Annotated in this window: 17 protein-coding genes and 1 pseudogene; 6 read left to right on the top strand and 12 right to left on the bottom strand. The window is 69.3% G+C overall.

From position 1 onward, the window contains the following. Nucleotides 1-9: 9 nt before the first annotated feature. The 5 genes from ABD104_RS06195 to ABD104_RS06175 all read right to left on the bottom strand — a co-directional run bounded on the left by ABD104_RS06195 (nucleotide 10) and on the right by ABD104_RS06175 (nucleotide 4,801). Complete coding sequence (locus tag ABD104_RS06195) at nucleotides 10-1,365, bottom strand: amidase (RefSeq protein ID WP_343927265.1); 1,356 nt, start codon at nucleotides 1,363-1,365, stop codon at nucleotides 10-12. A gap of 49 nt (nucleotides 1,366-1,414) precedes the next feature. Further along, nucleotides 1,415-1,801, bottom strand: coding sequence for a cupin domain-containing protein (locus tag ABD104_RS06190; protein WP_087837786.1), 387 nt, complete (start codon nucleotides 1,799-1,801; stop codon nucleotides 1,415-1,417). Between the two features lie 28 nt (nucleotides 1,802-1,829). After that, the gene (locus ABD104_RS06185; protein WP_279817517.1) at nucleotides 1,830-2,510 is read right to left on the bottom strand and encodes a DUF2848 domain-containing protein; all 681 of its coding nucleotides are present in this window, start codon (nucleotides 2,508-2,510) and stop codon (nucleotides 1,830-1,832) included. Nucleotides 2,511-2,574: 64 nt separating this feature from the next. After that, the gene (locus ABD104_RS06180) at nucleotides 2,575-3,543 is read right to left on the bottom strand and encodes a Bug family tripartite tricarboxylate transporter substrate binding protein (RefSeq protein ID WP_087837785.1); all 969 of its coding nucleotides are present in this window, start codon (nucleotides 3,541-3,543) and stop codon (nucleotides 2,575-2,577) included. 49 nt (nucleotides 3,544-3,592) lie between these two features. Further along, nucleotides 3,593-4,801 (bottom strand): FAD-dependent oxidoreductase, encoded by a 1,209-nt coding sequence (locus tag ABD104_RS06175; RefSeq protein ID WP_279817515.1) that lies wholly within the window; start codon nucleotides 4,799-4,801, stop codon nucleotides 3,593-3,595. A 102-nt stretch (nucleotides 4,802-4,903) separates the two neighbouring features. Between ABD104_RS06175 and ABD104_RS06170 the strand changes: the two genes are divergently transcribed. Continuing rightward, the gene (locus ABD104_RS06170; protein WP_087837783.1) at nucleotides 4,904-5,893 is read left to right on the top strand and encodes a LysR substrate-binding domain-containing protein; all 990 of its coding nucleotides are present in this window, start codon (nucleotides 4,904-4,906) and stop codon (nucleotides 5,891-5,893) included. On the opposite strand, the gene ABD104_RS06165 is transcribed toward ABD104_RS06170, so the two are convergent. The 3 genes from ABD104_RS06165 to ABD104_RS06155 form a co-directional block, all read right to left on the bottom strand. After that, entirely contained in the window at nucleotides 5,790-6,896 is a 1,107-nt protein-coding gene (locus ABD104_RS06165) for a mandelate racemase/muconate lactonizing enzyme family protein (protein ID WP_343927264.1), read from the bottom strand. The genes ABD104_RS06170 and ABD104_RS06165 overlap by 104 nt on opposite strands. Before the next feature lie 9 nt (nucleotides 6,897-6,905). Then, complete coding sequence (locus ABD104_RS06160; RefSeq protein WP_087837781.1) at nucleotides 6,906-7,889, bottom strand: tripartite tricarboxylate transporter substrate binding protein; 984 nt, start codon at nucleotides 7,887-7,889, stop codon at nucleotides 6,906-6,908. Between the two features lie 164 nt (nucleotides 7,890-8,053). After that, entirely contained in the window at nucleotides 8,054-9,031 is a 978-nt protein-coding gene (locus ABD104_RS06155) for an asparaginase (protein WP_343927263.1), read from the bottom strand. On the opposite strand from ABD104_RS06155, the pseudogene ABD104_RS06150 reads away from it, so the two are divergent. Continuing rightward, a pseudogene (locus ABD104_RS06150) lies at nucleotides 8,965-9,966 on the top strand (LysR family transcriptional regulator); the annotation flags it as partial. The gene ABD104_RS06155 and the pseudogene ABD104_RS06150 overlap by 67 nt on opposite strands. Before the next feature lie 20 nt (nucleotides 9,967-9,986). Here the strand turns inward: ABD104_RS06150 and ABD104_RS06145 are convergent. Then, nucleotides 9,987-11,093: an NAD/NADP octopine/nopaline dehydrogenase family protein gene (locus ABD104_RS06145; protein WP_279817508.1), complete on the bottom strand. Its 1,107-nt coding sequence runs from the start codon at nucleotides 11,091-11,093 to the stop codon at nucleotides 9,987-9,989. A 1-nt stretch (nucleotide 11,094) separates the two neighbouring features. Then, entirely contained in the window at nucleotides 11,095-12,072 is a 978-nt protein-coding gene (locus tag ABD104_RS06140; RefSeq protein ID WP_165963176.1) for a Bug family tripartite tricarboxylate transporter substrate binding protein, read from the bottom strand. A gap of 151 nt (nucleotides 12,073-12,223) precedes the next feature. Here ABD104_RS06140 and ABD104_RS06135 point away from each other — a divergent pair, with 151 nt between their 5' ends. Then, nucleotides 12,224-13,234, top strand: a complete 1,011-nt coding sequence (locus ABD104_RS06135) for an LLM class flavin-dependent oxidoreductase (protein ID WP_279817505.1) — start codon at nucleotides 12,224-12,226, stop codon at nucleotides 13,232-13,234. A 6-nt stretch (nucleotides 13,235-13,240) separates the two neighbouring features. On the opposite strand, the gene ABD104_RS06130 is transcribed toward ABD104_RS06135, so the two are convergent. Then, complete coding sequence (locus ABD104_RS06130) at nucleotides 13,241-13,606, bottom strand: DOPA 4,5-dioxygenase family protein (RefSeq protein WP_087837777.1); 366 nt, start codon at nucleotides 13,604-13,606, stop codon at nucleotides 13,241-13,243. A 103-nt stretch (nucleotides 13,607-13,709) separates the two neighbouring features. Between ABD104_RS06130 and ABD104_RS06125 the strand changes: the two genes are divergently transcribed. From ABD104_RS06125 to ABD104_RS06115, 3 genes are all read left to right on the top strand, one after another. Continuing rightward, complete coding sequence (locus tag ABD104_RS06125) at nucleotides 13,710-14,483, top strand: SDR family NAD(P)-dependent oxidoreductase (RefSeq protein WP_087837776.1); 774 nt, start codon at nucleotides 13,710-13,712, stop codon at nucleotides 14,481-14,483. A 117-nt stretch (nucleotides 14,484-14,600) separates the two neighbouring features. Continuing rightward, complete coding sequence (locus ABD104_RS06120) at nucleotides 14,601-15,038, top strand: MarR family winged helix-turn-helix transcriptional regulator (RefSeq protein ID WP_087837775.1); 438 nt, start codon at nucleotides 14,601-14,603, stop codon at nucleotides 15,036-15,038. Nucleotides 15,039-15,106: 68 nt separating this feature from the next. Beyond that, nucleotides 15,107-16,477 (top strand): DHA2 family efflux MFS transporter permease subunit, encoded by a 1,371-nt coding sequence (locus ABD104_RS06115; protein WP_343927302.1) that lies wholly within the window; start codon nucleotides 15,107-15,109, stop codon nucleotides 16,475-16,477. Nucleotides 16,478-16,764: 287 nt separating this feature from the next. On the opposite strand, the gene fumC is transcribed toward ABD104_RS06115, so the two are convergent. Then, nucleotides 16,765-18,144, bottom strand: coding sequence for a class II fumarate hydratase (gene fumC, locus ABD104_RS06110; protein WP_087837971.1), 1,380 nt, complete (start codon nucleotides 18,142-18,144; stop codon nucleotides 16,765-16,767). Between the last annotated feature and the right edge of the window lie 36 nt (nucleotides 18,145-18,180).

Genomic DNA, 18,180 nt, shown 5'->3' with positions numbered 1-18,180 from the left:
GCCGCCGGCTCAGCGCGCCGCGAGCAGGGCCTCGACGGCGCGCGCCACCGCCAGCAGGCGGCGGTCCTGGCCGCCCGGCGCGGCCAGCATGAGGCCGACCGGCGCCGTGCCCGGTGCGTGGCAGGGCAGCGAAATGGCGCACCCGTCCAGGAAGTTGATGAAGGTCGGGTTGCGCAGCACCAGCAGGTTGGTCCGGCCATAGGCCTCGTCGTCGGCCAGTTCCCGCACCGTCGGCGCGATGACCGGCACTGTGGGACAGGCCATCACATCCAGCGTCTCAAAGTGCCGGTTCGTGCGCCGTATCCAGTCGGCGCGGCGCGCGTGCAGCTCGGCGACGTCCTGCGCGGTCAGCTGCGCGCCTTTCTCGATGCGCACCTTGACGCGCGGGTCGTACAGGTCGCCATGCCGGGCCATCATGTCCCGGTGCAGCGGATAGGACTCGGCGGCCGTGTAGCCGCCCTTGGCATTGATGGCGGCCAGTTCCGCGAACTCCGCGAAGGGCACGTCCACGATGGCCGCGCCGGCTTGCGACAGCCGCCGCAGCGCGTCCTGGAAGGCCGAGGCCACGTCATGGTCCATGCCGTCCAGCACCAGGGTCTGCGGCACGCCCATGCGCAGTCCGGCCAGGGACGCACGCTCGTTCGGGTAAACCGGATCGCCGGACAGGATGGCGTCGACGATGGCGCAGCAATTCACCGTGCGGCCGATGCCGCCTATGCTGTCCAGCGTGGTCGACAGCGGGAAGGCGCCGGTGGCGGGTACGCGCGCGGCGGTGGGCTTGAAGCCGGTCAGGCCGGTCAGCGCGGCGGGGATGCGGCACGAGCCTCCGGTATCGGTGCCCAGGCCCACGGCCGCCATGCCGTCCGTGACCGACACCGCCGCGCCCGAGGACGAACCGCCGGGAATCCGGCCGGTCTTGCGGTCGTAGGGGTTGAGCGGCGTGCCGTGGTGGGGATTGAGTCCCAGCCCCGAATAGGCGAACTCCGTCATGTTCGTGCGGCCCATGACGACGAAGCCCGCCTCGCGCAGGCGGGCGACCGCCTCGGCGTCGCGCGCGGCGGGCGGGGCCTCGGCCAGCACGCGCGAGCCCGCCGTCGTGACCTGGCCTTCGATGTCGAACAAGTCCTTGATCGAGATGGGAATACCCGCCAGGCGCCGGGTGCTTTCCCCTCGCGCGCGCGCCGCGTCGATCGCGTCGGCGGCCCGCCGCGCGCCATCGGCGTCCACCAGGGTATAGACGCGCGCGCCTTCGCCGGAGGGGTCGGCGATGCGCGCCAGGCAGTCTTCCACCAGCGCGCGGCTGGTGACGCGGCCGGCGTCCAGCTCGGCGCTCAGGTGTTCTAGGGACTTGTCGGGCGGAGTCATATCAATCATCCATGCGTGCTGGGCGCCCGAAGGGCGTAGGGGGTGGGCCTCAGGCAGGGTCGTAGTAGTGTATTTCCAGAAGGAGACAGCCGCCGTTGGACTTGAACGGGCCGTGCCAGGCGCCGGGCGGGCGCACCGCGTAGGTGTAGCCGGAGAACGGCGTGCCGCCGTTGCCGTCGGCGTCGTTGCCCACCGTTAGGTCGCCGGAGACCAGGAAGACTTCCTCCCAATGGTCATGGACGATGGCCTCCCGCGTGTGGAGTCCGGGCGGGAAGCGCAGGAGGCGGGTGCGGCTGCCCCGCTTGTTCAGGACGTCCAGCGCGCCGGCCAGGATCTTCTCGCGGGCGCCGGAGGCGGGGTCGTAGCCTTCGGGCAATTGCCAGCCGTTCTCCATGTCCACGTTATGGAATTCGTCGTGCAGTTTGTTCACGGGCATAAAAAGGGGCTCCTGATATGAAAGGGAATCAGCCGGCCACGGGCAGCGACTCGGCGAGATAGCCGTGGCGCAGCGTGCGGTCCAGCACGGGGTCGTGCAGTTCGAAATCGAAGCGGGCCGAGTGGCGGATGCCGCCGTGGGCGGGCAGCGTGCCGCAGAACATCGCGCCGCCTTCGGGCAGGGCGCCACCGCCGTCGGCATAGCCGGCGATCAGCTCGAGCGGATGGCGCATGGCCGTCACCGGGCCGTCCTGGTAGGGCACGCGCCGGCCGTCTTCCTCGATGAAGGCGCGCAGCAGCAGCCGGTCCCAGTGCGCGGCCACATCGTCGAACAGCCACCAGTCGGCGCCCACGGGTTTCTCGCACAACTGCTTGGAGATCGCCACGCCCATGGTCTCGACCTTGCGGTCGGTGTGGTCCGAGCCTATGCCTACCCACAACCGCCCGCCCGCGCGCAGCATGACGAACTCGACCTCGCCGCTGGAGTCGGTGCCGCAGACCTCGATGCGGTCGCCTGTGGTCAGGCGGGAGGCCGCGACGCGGTAGTACATGGGGGTGGCGGCCGGGCGCGGGACACCCAGGGCCTCCAGCTCGGCGATGTGTTTCTCCATGGCCTCGCGGTCGCGGCCGGTCCAGCCGGCGATGACTGCGTGCGAGATGGCGGTGTCGCGCGAGGCGGTGCCCGCGCCGGTGATGAAGTTCAGGAGCATCGTGTATCCATCGGAAAACGTGGCGGCCGCGCATGCGGACATGGCGGCCGGATCGGGCGGGCCGTCAGTCCAGCCTGGCATTGGCGGCCTTGACCACCTTCTGCCAATGGGCCGATTCCTGCGCGATGAAGGCGCGGAACTCGTCGGGCTTGTCGGCGATGATGGTCAGCCCCAGCGATTCCAGCCGGGAGGTGACGGCGGGGTCGTGCAAGGCTTTGGCGAACTCGGTGTTCAGCCGGTCGACGATGGAGCGCGGCGTGCCTGCGGGCGCGACGAAGCTGTACCAGTTGCCGGCCTGCACGTCGGGGTAGCCGGCCTCGGCCGAGGTCGGGATGTCGGGCGCCTGCGGGCTGCGTTCCTTGCCGGTCAGCGCGATGGCCTTCAGGCGGCCGCTCTTGACGTACTGGAGGACGTTCGAGAGGTTGTCGCACATCAGGCTGACGCGGCCGCTCAGGACGTCCTGCATGGCCGGGGCCGGTCCCTGGTAGGGCACGTGCACCAGGTCCACGCCGGTGGCCGCCTTCAGCGATTCGCCGCACAGGTGGCTGGTGCTGCCGTTGCCGGCCGAGGCGAAAGTCAGCTCGCCGGGACGCTTGCGCGCCAGGTCGACCAGTTCCTTCAGGTTGGAGGCCGCGATGCCGGGGTGGGCCACCAGCAGGTTGGGGGTGGACGCGGCGTTGATGACGGGATCGAAGTCCTTGGCCGGGGCGTACGACAGCTTGCCGTACACCCAGGGATTGATGGCCAGCACGCCGGTCGTGGCCATCAGCAGCGTGTAGCCGTCGGCCGGCGAGGTCGCCACTTTCGCGGCGCCCAGCGAGCCGTTGGCGCCGGCGCGGTTCTCGACGACCACCGTGGCGCCCAGGGCCTTCGAGACATGGGGGGCCAGCAGGCGGGGAATGATGTCGCTGGTGCTGCCCGGGGGGAACGGCGTCACGATGGTGATGGGACGGCTGGGATAAGAGTCGGCCCAGGCCGGAGCCGTGGCCGACACCAGCGCGAGCATACTGCCTAGTGCGAATTTGCTGAACATGCTGAACTCCCGATGGAGGATGGTAGGGAAGGGGAGCGCATACTGCGGGTCACGCGCCCTGGTGCATCTCCGGCCGCCGCAGGCTGCTGATCATGGACACCTTCAACAGGTACTCCCTGGCCAGTTGCCCGTCGCCGGCCGTGCGGGTCATTTCTTCGCGCCAGGTCTTCTGCCGCGCCTCGTCCCGCGTCTCCAGGTTGTTCTTGTTGGCGATGGTGATCTTGTTCACGTAGTCGAGCGCCACGGGCCGCCGTTCCGCCTCGTACCTGTCCAGCAGGGCCTCGCCGGCCTGCCCCAGGCAGACGCGGGCCAGCTTGTCGGCAAGATTGAAAGCATCATGTATGCCACCGTTCATGCCCATGCCGCCCAGCGGATTGTTCAGGTGGGCCGCGTCGCCCGCCAGGAAGGCCCGGCCCACCCGGTATCGCGGCGCCACGCGCTGGTGCACGGAATAGATGGTGCGGTGCTCGATGGCGTAGCCGGCCGGGTTCGGGTGCACGCATTGCAGGCGGCGCTGGATGCTGGCGTCCGACAGGATGTCGGCATCTGTCTCGTCCGCGCCCACCGGCAGCATCACGCGCCAGAGGCCGGGCACGCGCAAGAGGAAGAACCACTGCTCGGGATCGGCGAAGTAGCTGACTTCGGCCAGGCCGGGGATGACGTCGGCGAAATCGAACGGGGTGCTGGCCACCAGGAAGCGTTCGGTCCAGGTGAAGCCTTCCAGCACCACGCCCAGCAGGTCGCGCACCGCGCTGCGGCCGCCGTCGGCGCCGATCAGCCAGGTGCCGCGTTCCGTCGTCGTGGCGCCGTCGGCGCCCTGGAGCGTAAGCGTGACGCCGTCCGCATCCTGCCGGACGTGGGTCGCGCGCGCGTCGAAGCGGACCTCGGCATGCGGGATGCGCGCCAGGCGCTCGACCAGCAGGCCGTTCAGCTTGAACTGCTCGCACTGGAGGCGATAGGGGTGCGCGGTCTCGTCGCCGATGGCGCCGAAGTTGAACTCTGCCACCCAGCCCTGGCGGTCGCGGTACTGCATGCGCGGGGCCACCAGGCCCATGTTGATGAGTAATTTCGAAATGTCCAGGCGAGCGAGCAGGTCCAGCGTGGAAGGCTGGAAGGTCGAGGCGCGCAAGGTCTGCGGCAGGCTGGCCTCGGCCTCGAACACCGTCACGGGGATGCCGGCATCCGCCAGCACGTTGGCGGCCACCAGGCCCACGGGGCCGGCGCCGGCGATCAGGACTCGTTCGTTGTTTGCGGTCATGGCATGCAGGAATGTGGAGGAACGGGACACATCCTAGGAGTCTTGTCCGCGGTCCGACAAACGATTTATTCTGGAGACATCTTGAGTTTTTGGAATGACCCAATGCGACGCAGGCTGCCCAGCATCGGTGCGTTGACCGCCTTCGACGCGGCGGCGCGCCACCTCAGCATCACCCGCGCGGCGGCCGAGCTGTCACTGACCGAAAGCGCCGTGTCGCGCCAGATCTCGCTGTTGGAGGAACAACTCGGCGTGCGGCTGTTCCACCGCATCAAGAAGCGCATCTCGCTCACGCGTGCGGGAGCCATGTATGGCGAGCGGGTGATGCAGACCATCGAACGCATCGAGCGCGATACGCAGGAAGTCATGGGGCACGAGGGAGGCGGCGTGGTGCTCGAGATCGCCGCGCTGCCGACCGTGGGATCGCAATGGCTGGTGCCCAGGCTGGCCTCGTTCTACGACGACCAGCCCGGGGCCACCGTGCACGTCAGCGCGCGCAGCACGCGCTTCTTCTTTAGCGAAAGCGCGCTGGACGGCGCCCTGTATTTCGGCGCGCCCGACTGGCCCGGCGCGGGGATCGACCACTTGTTCGACGAGGTGCTGCTGCCGGTGGGCAGCCCGGCATTGCTGCGGGGCGCCGCCGCGCCCGGTCCGCGAGACATCGTAGGCTGCCGGCTGCTGCACCTGATGACCCGCCCCGAGGCCTGGCGCCACTGGTGCTCGGCGGCTGGCCTGCCCGACGTCAACGTCATGCGGGGGCCGCGCTTCGAGATCCAGTCCATGCTGATCAGCGCCGCCTGCGCCGGCCTGGGCGTGGCGCTGCTGCCGCGTTTCCTGATCGGCGACCAACTGCGCTCGGGCAAGCTCAAGGTGTTGTCGGACCTGGCCGTGCGCAGCGAAGGCGCCTATTACTTCGCCTATCCGGTCGAGAACGCCGGCGACCCGGTGCTGGCGGATTTTCGCGCCTGGCTGCAGGCGCAGACCGCATCTCTCAGGACGCGGACACGGGCAGGCGGTACCGCTCCAGCCGCTCGCGGTCTATCCAGTCGTCCACGCAAGGGGACGGCGGCAGCGCCACGCGGCCGCGCCGGATGACGGGTTCGGCCGGCACGACCTGCTCGGCCAGGGTCAGGAAGAAAGTCTGTTCCGCGGCGAAGGCGCAGTCGGCGGCAGGCACGACCGCGGCTTGTTGCAGGTTGATCAGGGTACCGAGCGCGCTTTCCGCATAGATGCCGGTGGCGATCCGGGCTCCGTACTTGCGCGCCAGGTCGCCGATGGCCAGCGTCTCGGTCATGCCTATGCGCCCGGGCTTGGCGCTGAGCGAGCGCGCGCCCCGTTCCAGGAACAGCGCGGCGTCGGCGACCGTGGCGCAGGGGCTGTCCACCAGGATGGGCAGGGCGGTGCCCCGCTGCAAGGCCTCGAAATGGGCATCCGGGCGCAGCGGGCAGGGATCTTCCGCGGTCTCGACCCCTTCGTCCTCGAGCAGGCGCAGGTAGGCCGCGGCCTCGTCCGGCGCGTAGGCCGAGTTGGCGTCCACGTTGAAGACCGCGCCGTCGCCCACGGCCCGCCGTATGGCGCGCAGCGCCCGCCGGTCGACGTCCATCCCCTGTCCGCCCTTGATCTTGAACGCGCGGATGCCATGGCGCTCGGCCGCGCCCGCGGCTTCGCGGGCCATGACCTCCGGAGGCTGGCGGGTCACGGTCCAGGTCACCTCGACCTCGGGCGTGCCGCCCCAGAATTGCCACAGCGGCTGCCCGGCGCGGGCGGCGCGCAGCATCCAGCAGGCGGTCTCCAGCATGCCCTTGGCCAGTCGATTCTCCGGCAGGGGAGCCAGCGCCTGGCGCAGCGTGGCCGGGTCGGATACGTCCAGGCCCGCCGCCGCAGGCATCACCAGGTCGCGGAAGGCCGCGGCCAGCGAGGCCGGCGAGACGCCGGACCAGGTCGCCTTGACCGTGCCTTCGGCCATGCCGGCCAGGCCGTCGTCCGACTCGATGCGCAGCAGGGCGTAGACGCCGGCGTCCTCGATCGCGTTGGCCCAGACCACCTGGCGGCGATAGGCCAGGCGGTAGAAGTCCAGCGACCAGCGGGCGATCTTCATGGCAGGGGGTCAGCCCATCGTGATGTTGGCTTTCTTGATCAGCTTGCGCCAGGTTTCCATCTCGCGCTCGACGTGGGTCCGGAACTCGTCAGGCGTGGTGCCCAGCATCTCGACCCCCTGGGACTTGAAGTGCTCCTTGAAGTCGGCCGATTGCACGATCTTGTTCAACTCGCGATTGAGCTTGTCGACGATGGGCTTGGGCGTGCCGGCCGGCGCGACATAGCCCCACCAGCCCGAGGCATCGTAGCCGGGCAGGGTTTCGGCGATGGTGGGCACGTTGGGCAGCACCGACATGCGTTCCTTGCCCGTGACGGCAATCGCCTTCACGCGGCCGGGCTGCAGGTAGGCCATCGCGCCCGTATAGGTGCTGAACGTCAGTTGCACCTGTCCGCTGGCGACGTCGTTCAGGCCTTGCGCCAGGCCCTTGTAGGGAATGTGCATCAGGTCGATCTGGGCCATGTCCTTGAGCAGCTCGCCCATCAGGTGGGCGCTGCCGCCGTTGCCGGTCGAGGCGTACGAGATCTTGCCCGGTTGCGACTTGGCCAGCGCGATCAGCTCGGGGAGCGTGTTGGCGGGCAGGCTGGGGGTGGCGGTCATCACGTAGGGCGAGGTTCCCACCAGGGTGATGAAGCTGAAGCTCTTGATGGAGTCGTAGGGCAGCTTGGGAACCAGGCTCGGATTGATCGAGTGCGAGGCTGCCGTCTGCAGCAGCGTGTAGCCGTCGGGTTCGGCGCGTGCGACGTATTCGGTGCCGATGACGGTGCCGCCGCCGGGTTTGTTCTCCACGACGACCGATTGCTTGAGCGCTTCGGACAACTGCTGAGCGATGCGGCGCGCCAGTACGTCATTGATCGCGCCCGGCGTGTAGGGAACGATGATGCGTATCGGCCGCGACGGATAATTGGCCGCGGATTCGCTTTGCGCCCATGCGGGCAGCGTCGTCGCCAAGGCAGCCGCGACGGCTCCCAGCCGGAGGGCGAAACGGGTCTTCATGCTGTCTCCTCGATGGCGGCTGTCCGGAGGACTTCTCGTCCTTGCCGGGGAAAAGCCAGATTGTTGCTTAAATCAACTATGGATTTTATCAACTATACCGTAACAAGTTGCCGCTTTCAACGATGGCGCGCTGGGGAAAACCCCGGGCGCGCCGCTCGCTTCATTCATTCGTAGGACAGGGTGTCGAACAGCGCTTGCAAGGCCGCCGGCGGCGTGCCGGCGCCCAGCGCCAGCATCAGCGCGATGCGCGCCTTGTACGGGTCCAGGCCGGCGGCCTGGATGAAATCGCCGGTGCCCGGATGTGCCACCCGGCCGGCGCCGGTACGGGTGGCGCGCACGATCGCCAGGCCGCGGCGGCCGGCCTCGCGCAACAGCGGCTCGATGCGGCCGCTGATGGAACCGTTGCCGTAGCCGGCCCAGACCAGCCCGCGCGCGCCGGCGCGCAGGACCGCATCGACCATCGAGGTGGAGATGCCGGGGTAGTCGAACAGGATGTCCACGGGCGCCAGCGGCGTGTCCGGCGGGAAACGCAGCGGGCGGCGGCGGGGCGGCGAGAGCCAGCCCACGTAGCCATCCTGGACGAAGCCGGCGGCGCCGGCTTCCCCGCTATCGAAGGCGTCCACACGATGCGTGTGCGCCTTGCGCAGATGGCGGGCGTGGTGGACCCGGCCGTTCAGGACGGCAACGACGCCGTGCCGCGCCGCCCACGGGCACGCCGCCACCTGCACGGCCTGCAGCAGGTTCATGGGACCGTCGGCGGAGATCGCGGTGGCGGGGCGCATGGCGCCGGTGATGACCAGCGGCTTGGCCAGGGCCAGGGTCAGGTGCAGGAACCAGGCCGTCTCCTCCAGGGTGTCGGTGCCGTGGGTCAGCACCACGCCGTCGACGCCGGGGTCCGACTGTGCCTGCGCCAGTTCCCGCGCCAGCATTTGCCATAACTCGGGCAGCGCGTCCTTGCTGTCCAGCGAAGCCAGTTGCCGCGCATCCAGGCGGATGTCGTCCTGAAGGGGAAGGTCGGCCAGCAGCGCGGCGGCCGGAAGGGCGCCGGCGCGGTAGCCGCTGGTATCCCGCGGCGATGGCGCGGCGCCGGCGATGGTGCCGCCGGTGGCCACGATGCGCACGGAGGCGGGGCGGCGCGTCATGCGGCCTCCGCGGAGTATGCTCGCGTGGGGACGCGCAGTCGCGCCCCCCTGCCAGGACTATCCGTATGCACGATGCGACACACCGCCTGCTGGCCGCGCTCAGAATGCGCCAGCTCGAACTCATCAGTACCCTGGCCGATGCCGGCAACATGCGGGCGGCGGGCCAGCGGCTGCATCTGAGCACGGCCGCGGTCAGCAAGGGGCTGCGCGAAGTGGAGGCGCTGTTCGGCACGGCCATCTTCCATCGCCTGCCGCGCGGCGTGGTCACGACCGCGGCCGGCGACCTGATCGTCCAGCGTGCGCGGGTGCTGCTGGGCGAGGTGGCCCAGCTGGCGGACGAACTGGCCGCGCATGGCATGCCGGCCGACCAGGGCATGCGGCTGGGCGCGCCGCCCTTCATCGCCTGGACGCTGGTGCCCAGGCTGCTGCGTGACCTGGCGGCCCATGGGGGCCTGCCGCCCGTGCGCATCGTCGAGGGCCGGCTGGCCGACATGTGCCAGAAGCTGGAGGCCGGCGACCTCGACGTGCTGGTCACGATGAACACGCCGTCCGAGCTTGGCGGGCTGAGGCCGGACGGTTTCGTCATCGAGCAGATAGGAGTCGAGGAGTGGACCGTGGTGTGCGCGCCCAAGCATCCGCTGGCCGCGGACCGCCGGCGGCGCCACGCGTGGCGGTCGTTGCGCGACGAAGCGTGGATCCTGCCGCCCCGGCCGACCAATGCCCGCATGATGGTCGAGCAGGTCATGCTGCAGCACGGCCTGGCGCCCATCGTGCCTCGCATCGAATCCACCAATGCCATCACCAACCTGCAACTGGCCGAACAGGCGCTGGGCGTGACCCTGGCGGCGCGTTGCGTGATCGAGGATCGCCTGCGGCGCGGCACCCTGGTGGAGATCGGCATGGAAGACCTGCCCGCGCCGGTACCGATCGCGATGGTCTACCGCTTCAGCGGCGCTCATCGCGGGGGCGTGTCGGCGCTGCGCGAGGCGGCGCAGCGGCTGCGCAGCGCGGCCACGCCGCCCGAGGCCAGTCCCAGTTCGTCCACCAGGAAGTTCTCGGCCCGGAAGTCGCGCGCATAGACCGATTCCAGGATGTCGATGCAGGCCGACAGCAGCGGCGTGTCCACGCCCGCGGCCCGGGCCAGCGCTTCCTGGAACACCAGCCCGAAGGGGGCGTCCTCCAGCACGTAGCGGTGGTCCAGGCGGGCGGGGCCCGATGGACCCATGCCGCGCGCCTGGATGGCCGCGGCCATCTCGTGCAGCGGCCCGGCTTCGATATGGTAGGACCGGCTGTAATGCTCGGCCAGCGTGGGAAGGGCGAAGCCCAGCGCCGCGGCGGTGGCCAGGCGTTCCCGATCGAGCCCTTCGGCCAGGCGGCCGACCACCGGCGTGAAGCAGCCGAACAGTGGCCAGTCCTCGCCCCGGTCCATGCGGGTCAGGTTGGGGATGACCTCGGCGGCGTGGGCGATGGGGTTGATGTTGGCCAGCGTCGGCGCCAGCAGGTCGCCGGCGTCGACGAAGCGCTCGCCCAGCAAGGCGGCGCAAAGCGCCAGGATGCGGCCGCCATCTCCGGTCGAGGCCATGTCGATGCGATGGCGCAGCGGATTCGCGTGCAGCCGGCCGTCGGGCAGGAAGTGGGCGGTCGTGGGCGTCGTGGCCCAGCCCGCGGCATGCAGCTCGCAGCCGCGCCGCGCCGCGCGCTCGCGCAGCCAGAGCGGCGCCAGGCTGAGCGCGCCGCTGACGATGACGGTCTGGCCGTCGCGCCACAGCGGTGCCAGCCGTCCCAGCACGTCGGCATAGGCGTTGCCCGGCAGGCAGACGATGACGGTATCGAACCCGGCCAGCCGTTCAGGCGCGGCCAGCAGCTCGATCTCCACGTCGCCGTCCAGGGCGCCGGTGCAGGCGATGCGCGCCATGCCGCCGCGGCGTTCGAGCCGCGATGCGGTGGGAGACCACAGGAAGGGACGGTGTCCGTGACGAAGCAGATAGGCTGCGGTGGCGCAGCCGATGGGCCCGGCGCCGACGACTGCGACGTCGAGCGCGGGGTGGGAATGCGAGGCCATCCTAGTCCAGGGAGATGTGGCGTTCGCGGATGATGCGGGCCCACTTGGCGCTTTCCGCGGCCGCGGCGCGGCGAAGCTCGTCGGGCGAACTGTCGACGATCTCCACGCCCTGCCGGCGCAGCTTGTCGCGCAGGTCGCTGCCCGCCAGCACCTTGTGCACGGCCTGGTGCAGGCGGTCGATGACCGGGCGCGGCGTTCCCGCGGGCGCGAACAGCGCGAAGTTGGTCGTCGACTCGAAGCTGGGCACGCCCGATTCGCCCACGGTGGGAACCTCGGGCAGCAAGGGCGAGCGGGCGGTGCCCGTCACGGCGATGGCCTTGAGGCGGCCGGCGGAAGCGAAGGGCAGGGCGACGCCCAGGTCCAGGAAGGCCGCGTCGACTTCTCCGGCGGCCACCGCGTTGTTGGCCGGACCGCCGCCCTTGTAGGGGACATGCGTCATGGAAATGCCCGTCAGGCTCATGAACAGCTCGGCCGCCAGGTGGCTGGTCGAGCCGTTGCCGCCCGAGGCGACGTTCAGGCGGCCGGGCTGCTTGCGGGCCAGGGCCAGCAATTCCTTCACGCCGCCGGCCTCCAGCGTGGGGCGTACCGCCAGGATAAGCGGGCTCGAGGCCAGCAGCGAGATCGGGGCGAGGTCGCGTTCGTGCCGGTACGGCAGCGATTTGTACAGGTGCTCGGCGATGGCGTAGGTGCTGTTGGTGGCCAGGATCAGCGTGTAGCCGTCGGCCGGGGCGGCCGCCACCTGGGCGTGGCCGATCGTGCCGTTGGCGCCGGGCCGGTTGTCCACCACCACCTGCTGGCCGAGCTGCTGGCTCAGTTCCGTGGAAACCATGCGGGCCAGCAGATCGGTCGCGCCGCCGGGCGACCACCCGACCACCATCTTGACGGGACGGGAGGGATAAGCGCCGGATTGCGCGTGGGCGGCCGGGGCAAGGGCGATGGCCAGCGCGGCCCATAGGCTTATGGCGGGTAAGGTTTTCATCGAAGGGAGTCCGGGGTGAAGGGTACGATGAGTGTATTGAGCGCCTGTCCGCCTGACGAGCGACGTCTTTTCAAGCCTCGTCAACCTTCGGTTAACGCAGCGTGGCCACCGCCCGCTTTCCCGCCGGGCGCATTCCTTGCACGAGAACGAAATGACCGCACTGTCCGTACTGGATCTGTCACCCATCTGCGCCGGCGGCACCGCCGCCGACGCGTTCCGCAACACCCTCGACCTGGCCCAGCATGCCGAACGCTGGGGCTATCGCCGCTACTGGCTGGCCGAGCATCACAACATGCCCGGCATCGCCAGCGCCGCAACGGCCCTCGTGATTTCCCACGTGGCCGCCGGGACGCGGCACATGCGGGTGGGCGCGGGCGGCGTCATGCTGCCCAACCATGCGCCGCTGGTCATCGCCGAACAGTTCGGCACGCTGGCCTCGCTATACCCGGGCCGCATCGACCTCGGCCTGGGCCGCGCGCCCGGCTCGGACCAGGCCACCGCCCGCGCGCTGCGCCGGGGGCAGGGCGATACCGCCGACCGCTTTCCCCAGGACGTGGCCGAGCTGCAGCACTATTTCCGGGCGCCGAGCCCGGGGCAGGCGGTGCAGGCCGTGCCCGGCGGCGGTCTGGACGTGCCGCTGTGGCTGCTCGGATCCAGTCTTTTCAGCGCGCAGCTGGCGGCGCAGATGGGGCTGCCCTTCGCCTTCGCCTCGCACTTCGCGCCGGGCTACCTCACGGCGGCGCTGGACCTCTATCGCACGCGCTTCCAGCCTTCCGAGGCCTTGCGCCAACCCTATGTGATGCTGGGCATCAACGTGTTCGCCGCGGACACCCGGGACGAGGCGCGCCGCCTGTTCACGTCGCTGCAACTGCAATTCGTCAACCTGATCCGGGGGACGCCCGGCAAGCTGAACGCCCCCGTGGACAACATCGAGGAGATCTGGAGCGGGGCCGAGAAAGCGCACATCGAGCGCTCGCTGTCCTGCGCGGTGGTAGGAACGCCGGAGGACGTCGAGGCCGGACTGGACGAGTTCGCGCGCCGGCATGGGGCCGACGAGCTGATGGTGACCGCGCAGGTCTACGACCACGCCGCGCGCCTGCGATCGTTCGAGATCACCGCCGCCGCGGGAGCTCGGCTGGGGTGGATGGAAAACGCGGCGTGAGGGGGGTCAATCGTCCCGCTCGGGCAGGCGCTCGGCCTTCAGCGGCAGCACCCTGCCCAGCCAGAACCCATGCACCAGGTGGTCGCGGCGCGGAAGTCCGGTGTCCGGATGCACCAGTACGTCCAGGCCGCGCCGGTTCAGCATGAGCCAGGGTACGAGCGAGGCGAAGACGGCGGGGTCGAACAGCAACTGGTACATGGCCTGGGTATGCGGGCCGACGGGTACGTCGTGCCAGCGGCCGGCGCGCAGGGGGAAGCGCGCGACGGCTTCCTCGCGCACGATCGCGGCCACGTCGCGGGTGGTGGCGGGGTCGTAGTAGACATGGGCATGGAATGCGCGAATGATGCCGGTGTCGTGGAAGTCTGCCTGCATGGCTTGGGGCCTGGATGGCGGTGCGGACCGCGGTGGTGAACGAAAGAGAGCAAGGCGCGGCGGTTGCCGCGTCCTGTATGAATTCTATGTGACGGAGCGACAAGTGGATCTGGGATTGAAAGGAAAAGTGGCGGTGGTGACGGGCGCGACGGCCGGCATAGGCCTGGCGTCCGCGCTGAAATTCGTGGAAGAGGGCGCCCGGGTGGCGATCTGCGCCCGCAGCGCGGACAAGCTGGCGGCCACCGTGGAACTGTTGCGCGCCAAGGGCGGCGACGTCTTCGGGCTGGCCACGGACATCTCCAGGCCCGAGGAAATCGAGCGTTTCTTCACGGCCGTGGCGGATCATTTCGGCCGCATCGACATCCTGGTCAACAATGCCGGCACCTCGATGCGCGGCCCGTTCCTGAAGGTCAGCGACGCCGACTGGGATGCCGATCTCGAACTGAAGCTGTACGGGGCGATCCGCTGTTCGCGCCTGGCCGTCCAGCACATGAAGAAACAAGGGGGCGGCCGCATCGTCAACATCTCGACCATAGGCGGCAAGCAGCCCGCCGCCACGTCCATGCCGACCTCGGTCTCCCGCGCGGCCGGACTGGCCCTGACCAAGGCGCTGTCGCGCGAGTTCGCGGCCGACAACATCCTGGTGAACGCCGTCTGCATCGGCAAGATCAAGGCCGGACAGCACGAGCGCGCCGCCGCCTCCAAGGGCCGGGATGCCGACGACCTGTACCGCGAATTCGCTCAGGACATTCCTCTGGGACGGGTGGGCGAAGCCGAGGAAGCCGCCAACGTCATCGTCTTCCTTGCCTCCGGCGCGGCCAGCTATGTGACCGGCTCCAGCGTCAACCTGGACGGCGGAGCCTCCTCGGTCATGTGACGCGGCGCGGACCTTGGTCCGCGGCGGGACTTGCAATCGCCGGCCTGCGCCTATATAGTTAGTTCAACTAACTAACTTATTGGGCGCGGCGCCCATGCGTGCGCCCCCGCCAGGATCATGTTGGACCCCACCGGTAACGAATCGATCGACCTGGCCGCGCAATTGCGGCCGGCCATCCTGCGGCTGAACAGGCTCTTGCGGCGCGAGACCCAGACCTTCGGCGTATCGCCGCTCATGGTCATGCTGGTGTCGGCCATCGACAAGGAGCCGGGCATAGGCGTCAACGACCTGGCCAATCGCGAGAACATGCGCGCCGCCAGCATGAGCAACCACATCAAGCAGCTCGAGGCCGCCGGCTACATCCAGCGCGACCAGACCCTGCACGCGGACAAGCGCCGCGTGGGACTGGCCGTGACCCCGGAGGGACGCCGGCTGGTGGCCGAGGTGCGCAAGCGCCGCACCGACTGGCTGGCGGGCCGCATCGCCAAGCTCGATCCCGACGACCGCGCCGCGCTTGGCCGCGCGGCCAAAGCCCTGCAGCACCTTGGGGAGTGAAAGACATGGCCTTGTCCACCAACGATCACTCCCCGTTCATCGCCCGGATCACGCAGCGGCTCGGGCCCATGGTCGTGCCGCTCATCGTCGGCTGCGCGCTGTTCATGCAGATGCTGGACTCCACCGTCATCGCCACGGCCTTGCCCTCGATGGCGCATTCCTTCGGCGAGGATCCGGTCAGGCTCAACGTCGCGATCACCGCCTACCTGCTCAGCGCCGCCGTGTTCGTGCCCATCTGCGGCTGGGCCGCCGACCGGTTCGGCGCGCGCCAGGTGTTCGCCTCCGCCATCGTCCTGTTCACCCTCAGCTCCACGCTGTGCGGCCTGTCGCAGACCCTGGGCCAGATGGTGGCGGGCCGGATGCTGCAGGGGTTCGCCGGCGCGATGATGGTCCCGGTGGGACGCATCGTGCTGCTGCGCACCGTGTCCAAGTCGGAACTGGTGCGCGCCATGTCCTTCCTCAGCATGCCCGCCTTGCTGGGGCCCATCTTCGGGCCGGCCGTGGGAGGCTTCCTGGTCGAATACGGATCCTGGCGCTGGATCTTCTTCATGAACCTGCCCATCGGCGTCCTGGGCGTGATCCTGGCGCTGCGCTACATCCACGATACCGAGGCGGGCCAGCCGCAGCCGCTGGATATCATCGGCTTCCTGCTGACCGCCGTCTGCCTGGGCACGCTGGTGTTCTGCTTCGAGGCCGTGGGCCACGGCGTGCTGTCGACGCCCATGGTGCTGGCGATGCTGGCGCTGGGGGGCGTATGCGGATTGCTGTATGTCAGGCATGCGGGGCGGTCGCCGCATCCCATCCTGGACTTCCGCCTGCTGAAGATCCCGACCTTCTCCATCGCGCTGCTGGGCGGCAACCTTTGCCGGCTGGCGGTCGGCGCCGTGCCCTTCCTGCTGGCCATGCAGCTGCAGGTGGCGTTCGGCATGGGGCCCTTCGCCGCGGGGATGCTGACCTTCGCCGGCGCGCTGGGCGCGCTGATGATGAAGATGAGCGCCAGTCCCATCATCAAGCGCTTCGGATTCCGCCGTACCCTGGTGGTCAACGCCTTCCTGACCGGGGTGTCCATCATCGGCTGCGTGCTGTTCACCTCGGCCACCCCGCACGCCGTCATCATCATCGTGCTGCTGCTGGGCGGTTTCTTCCGGTCGCTGCAGCTGACCGGCGTCAATTCGCTCGCCTATGCCGACATCGGCCCCGAGCAGATGGGCCGGGCCACCGGCATGGCCAGCGCGGTCCAGCAACTGGCCATCAGCCTGGGCGTGGCCGTGGCCGCCTTCGCCCTCAAGGTCAGCATGGCCGCGCGCGGCACCTCCACGCTCGATGCCTACGACGTGATCCCCGGCTTCCTGGTCATCGGCATCACGATGATGATGTCCGTCCTGTTCTTCAGCCGTCTTTCCGTCAACGCCGGCTCCGCAGTCAGCGGAAAAAAATAGCCCCCCTACGCGCTGACGCGCGCAAGGGAAACCCACCCCCTACCCGCTTGCGCGGGCCCCCTCAAGGGGGCGATGCGGGTGGACCGGCAAAGCCGGATCCACCGCATCCTGGGTCTAGTACCGCTGTCTTGGGTTGTGGCGCCGGTGCTTCGCTGGCTACCAGTGAAGCACCGGTGATTCAGTCCAAGACAGTTTCCCTAGACCCAGGAAACCGCGGATCTGGCTCCGCCAGTCCGCCGGTTTCGCCCCCTGGGGGGCGCCCGAAGGGCGTAGGGGGGGCTTCGCCTCTACACCATGTTTTTCGGGACGACCCAGGCGTCGAACTGCTCGTTCGTCACGTAGCCCAGGGCCAGCGCGGATTCGCGCAGGGACAGGTTTTCCTTGTGGGCCTTCTTGGCGATCTGGGCGGCCTTGTCGTAGCCGATGTGGGGATTGAGGGCGGTGACGAGCATCAGGGAGCGTTCCACCAGTTCGGCGATGCGGTCGCGGTTGGGTTCCAGGCCGGCCACGCAGTTCTTCTCGAAGCTTTCCATGCCGTCGGCCAGCAGGCGTACCGACTGCAGGAAGTTGTGGATCAGCATGGGCTTGAAGACATTCAGCTCGAAGTTGCCGCTGGCGCCGCCGATGTTGATGGCGACGTCGTTGCCCAGGACCTGGGCGCCGAGCATGGTCAGGGCCTCGGACTGCGTCGGGTTGACCTTGCCGGGCATGATGGAGCTGCCGGGCTCGTTCTCGGGGATGCTGATCTCGCCCAGCCCGGAGCGCGGGCCGCTGGCGAGCCAGCGCACGTCGTTGGCCAGCTTGATCAGGCCGGCCGCCAGGGTCTTGAGGGCCCCGTGCGAGAACAGCAGGCCCTCGTGCGAGGCCAGCGCCTGGAACTTGTTGGGCGCCGACTCGAACGGCAGGCCGGTTTCGCGGGCCAGTTCGGCGGCCACCTTCGCGCCGAATTCCGGATGGGTGTTCAGGCCGGTGCCGACCGCGGTGCCGCCTATGGCCAGCTGCAGCAGGCTGCGCTGGGCATGGCGGATCTGTTCTTCGGCCAGGAGGAGCTGGGCCTCGTGGCCCGACAGTTCCTGCCCCAGGGTCAGGGGCGTGGCATCCTGCAGGTGGGTACGGCCGATCTTGACGATGTCCGCATAGGCCCGAGCCTTGTCCCCCAGCGTCTTGCGCAGCCGCGCCAGGGCGGGCAGCAGGCGGGCGTGGATCTGCAACGCCGCCGCCACGTGCATGGCCGTGGGAAACACGTCGTTGGAGGATTGGCCGCGGTTGACGTGATCGTTGGGATGGACCAGGCGCGCCTCGCCCCGTTCGCCGCCCAGCAGTTCCGAGGCCCGGTTGGCCAGTACCTCGTTGACGTTCATGTTGGTCTGCGTGCCCGAGCCGGTCTGCCAGACGCTAAGCGGGAATTCGTCCGGCCAGCGGCCGGCGATGATTTCGTCGGCCGCCGCCTCGATGGCGTGGGCCGCACGGCCGTCGAGCAGGCCCAGTTCGGCGTTGACGCGGGCGGCGGCGCGCTTGACCTGGGCCAGGGCCGTGATCAGCGGCGCGGGCATCTTCTCGTGCGAGATCGCGAAGAACTGCAGCGATCGCTGGGTCTGGGCGCCCCATAAATGCTGGGCGGGAACGTCGATCGGACCGAAGGTGTCCTTTTCAACTCGGGTTTGCATGTTCATCTCCTTGCCTGCCCGGCCCGGCCTGCGGGC

The sequence above is a fragment of the Pigmentiphaga daeguensis genome (assembly GCF_039523035.1).
Classification (GTDB): Bacteria; Pseudomonadota; Gammaproteobacteria; order Burkholderiales; family Burkholderiaceae_B; genus Pigmentiphaga; species Pigmentiphaga daeguensis.
The sequence above is the reverse complement of the archived record's forward strand: the minus strand, read 5'-3'. Positions and strand labels throughout refer to the sequence as shown.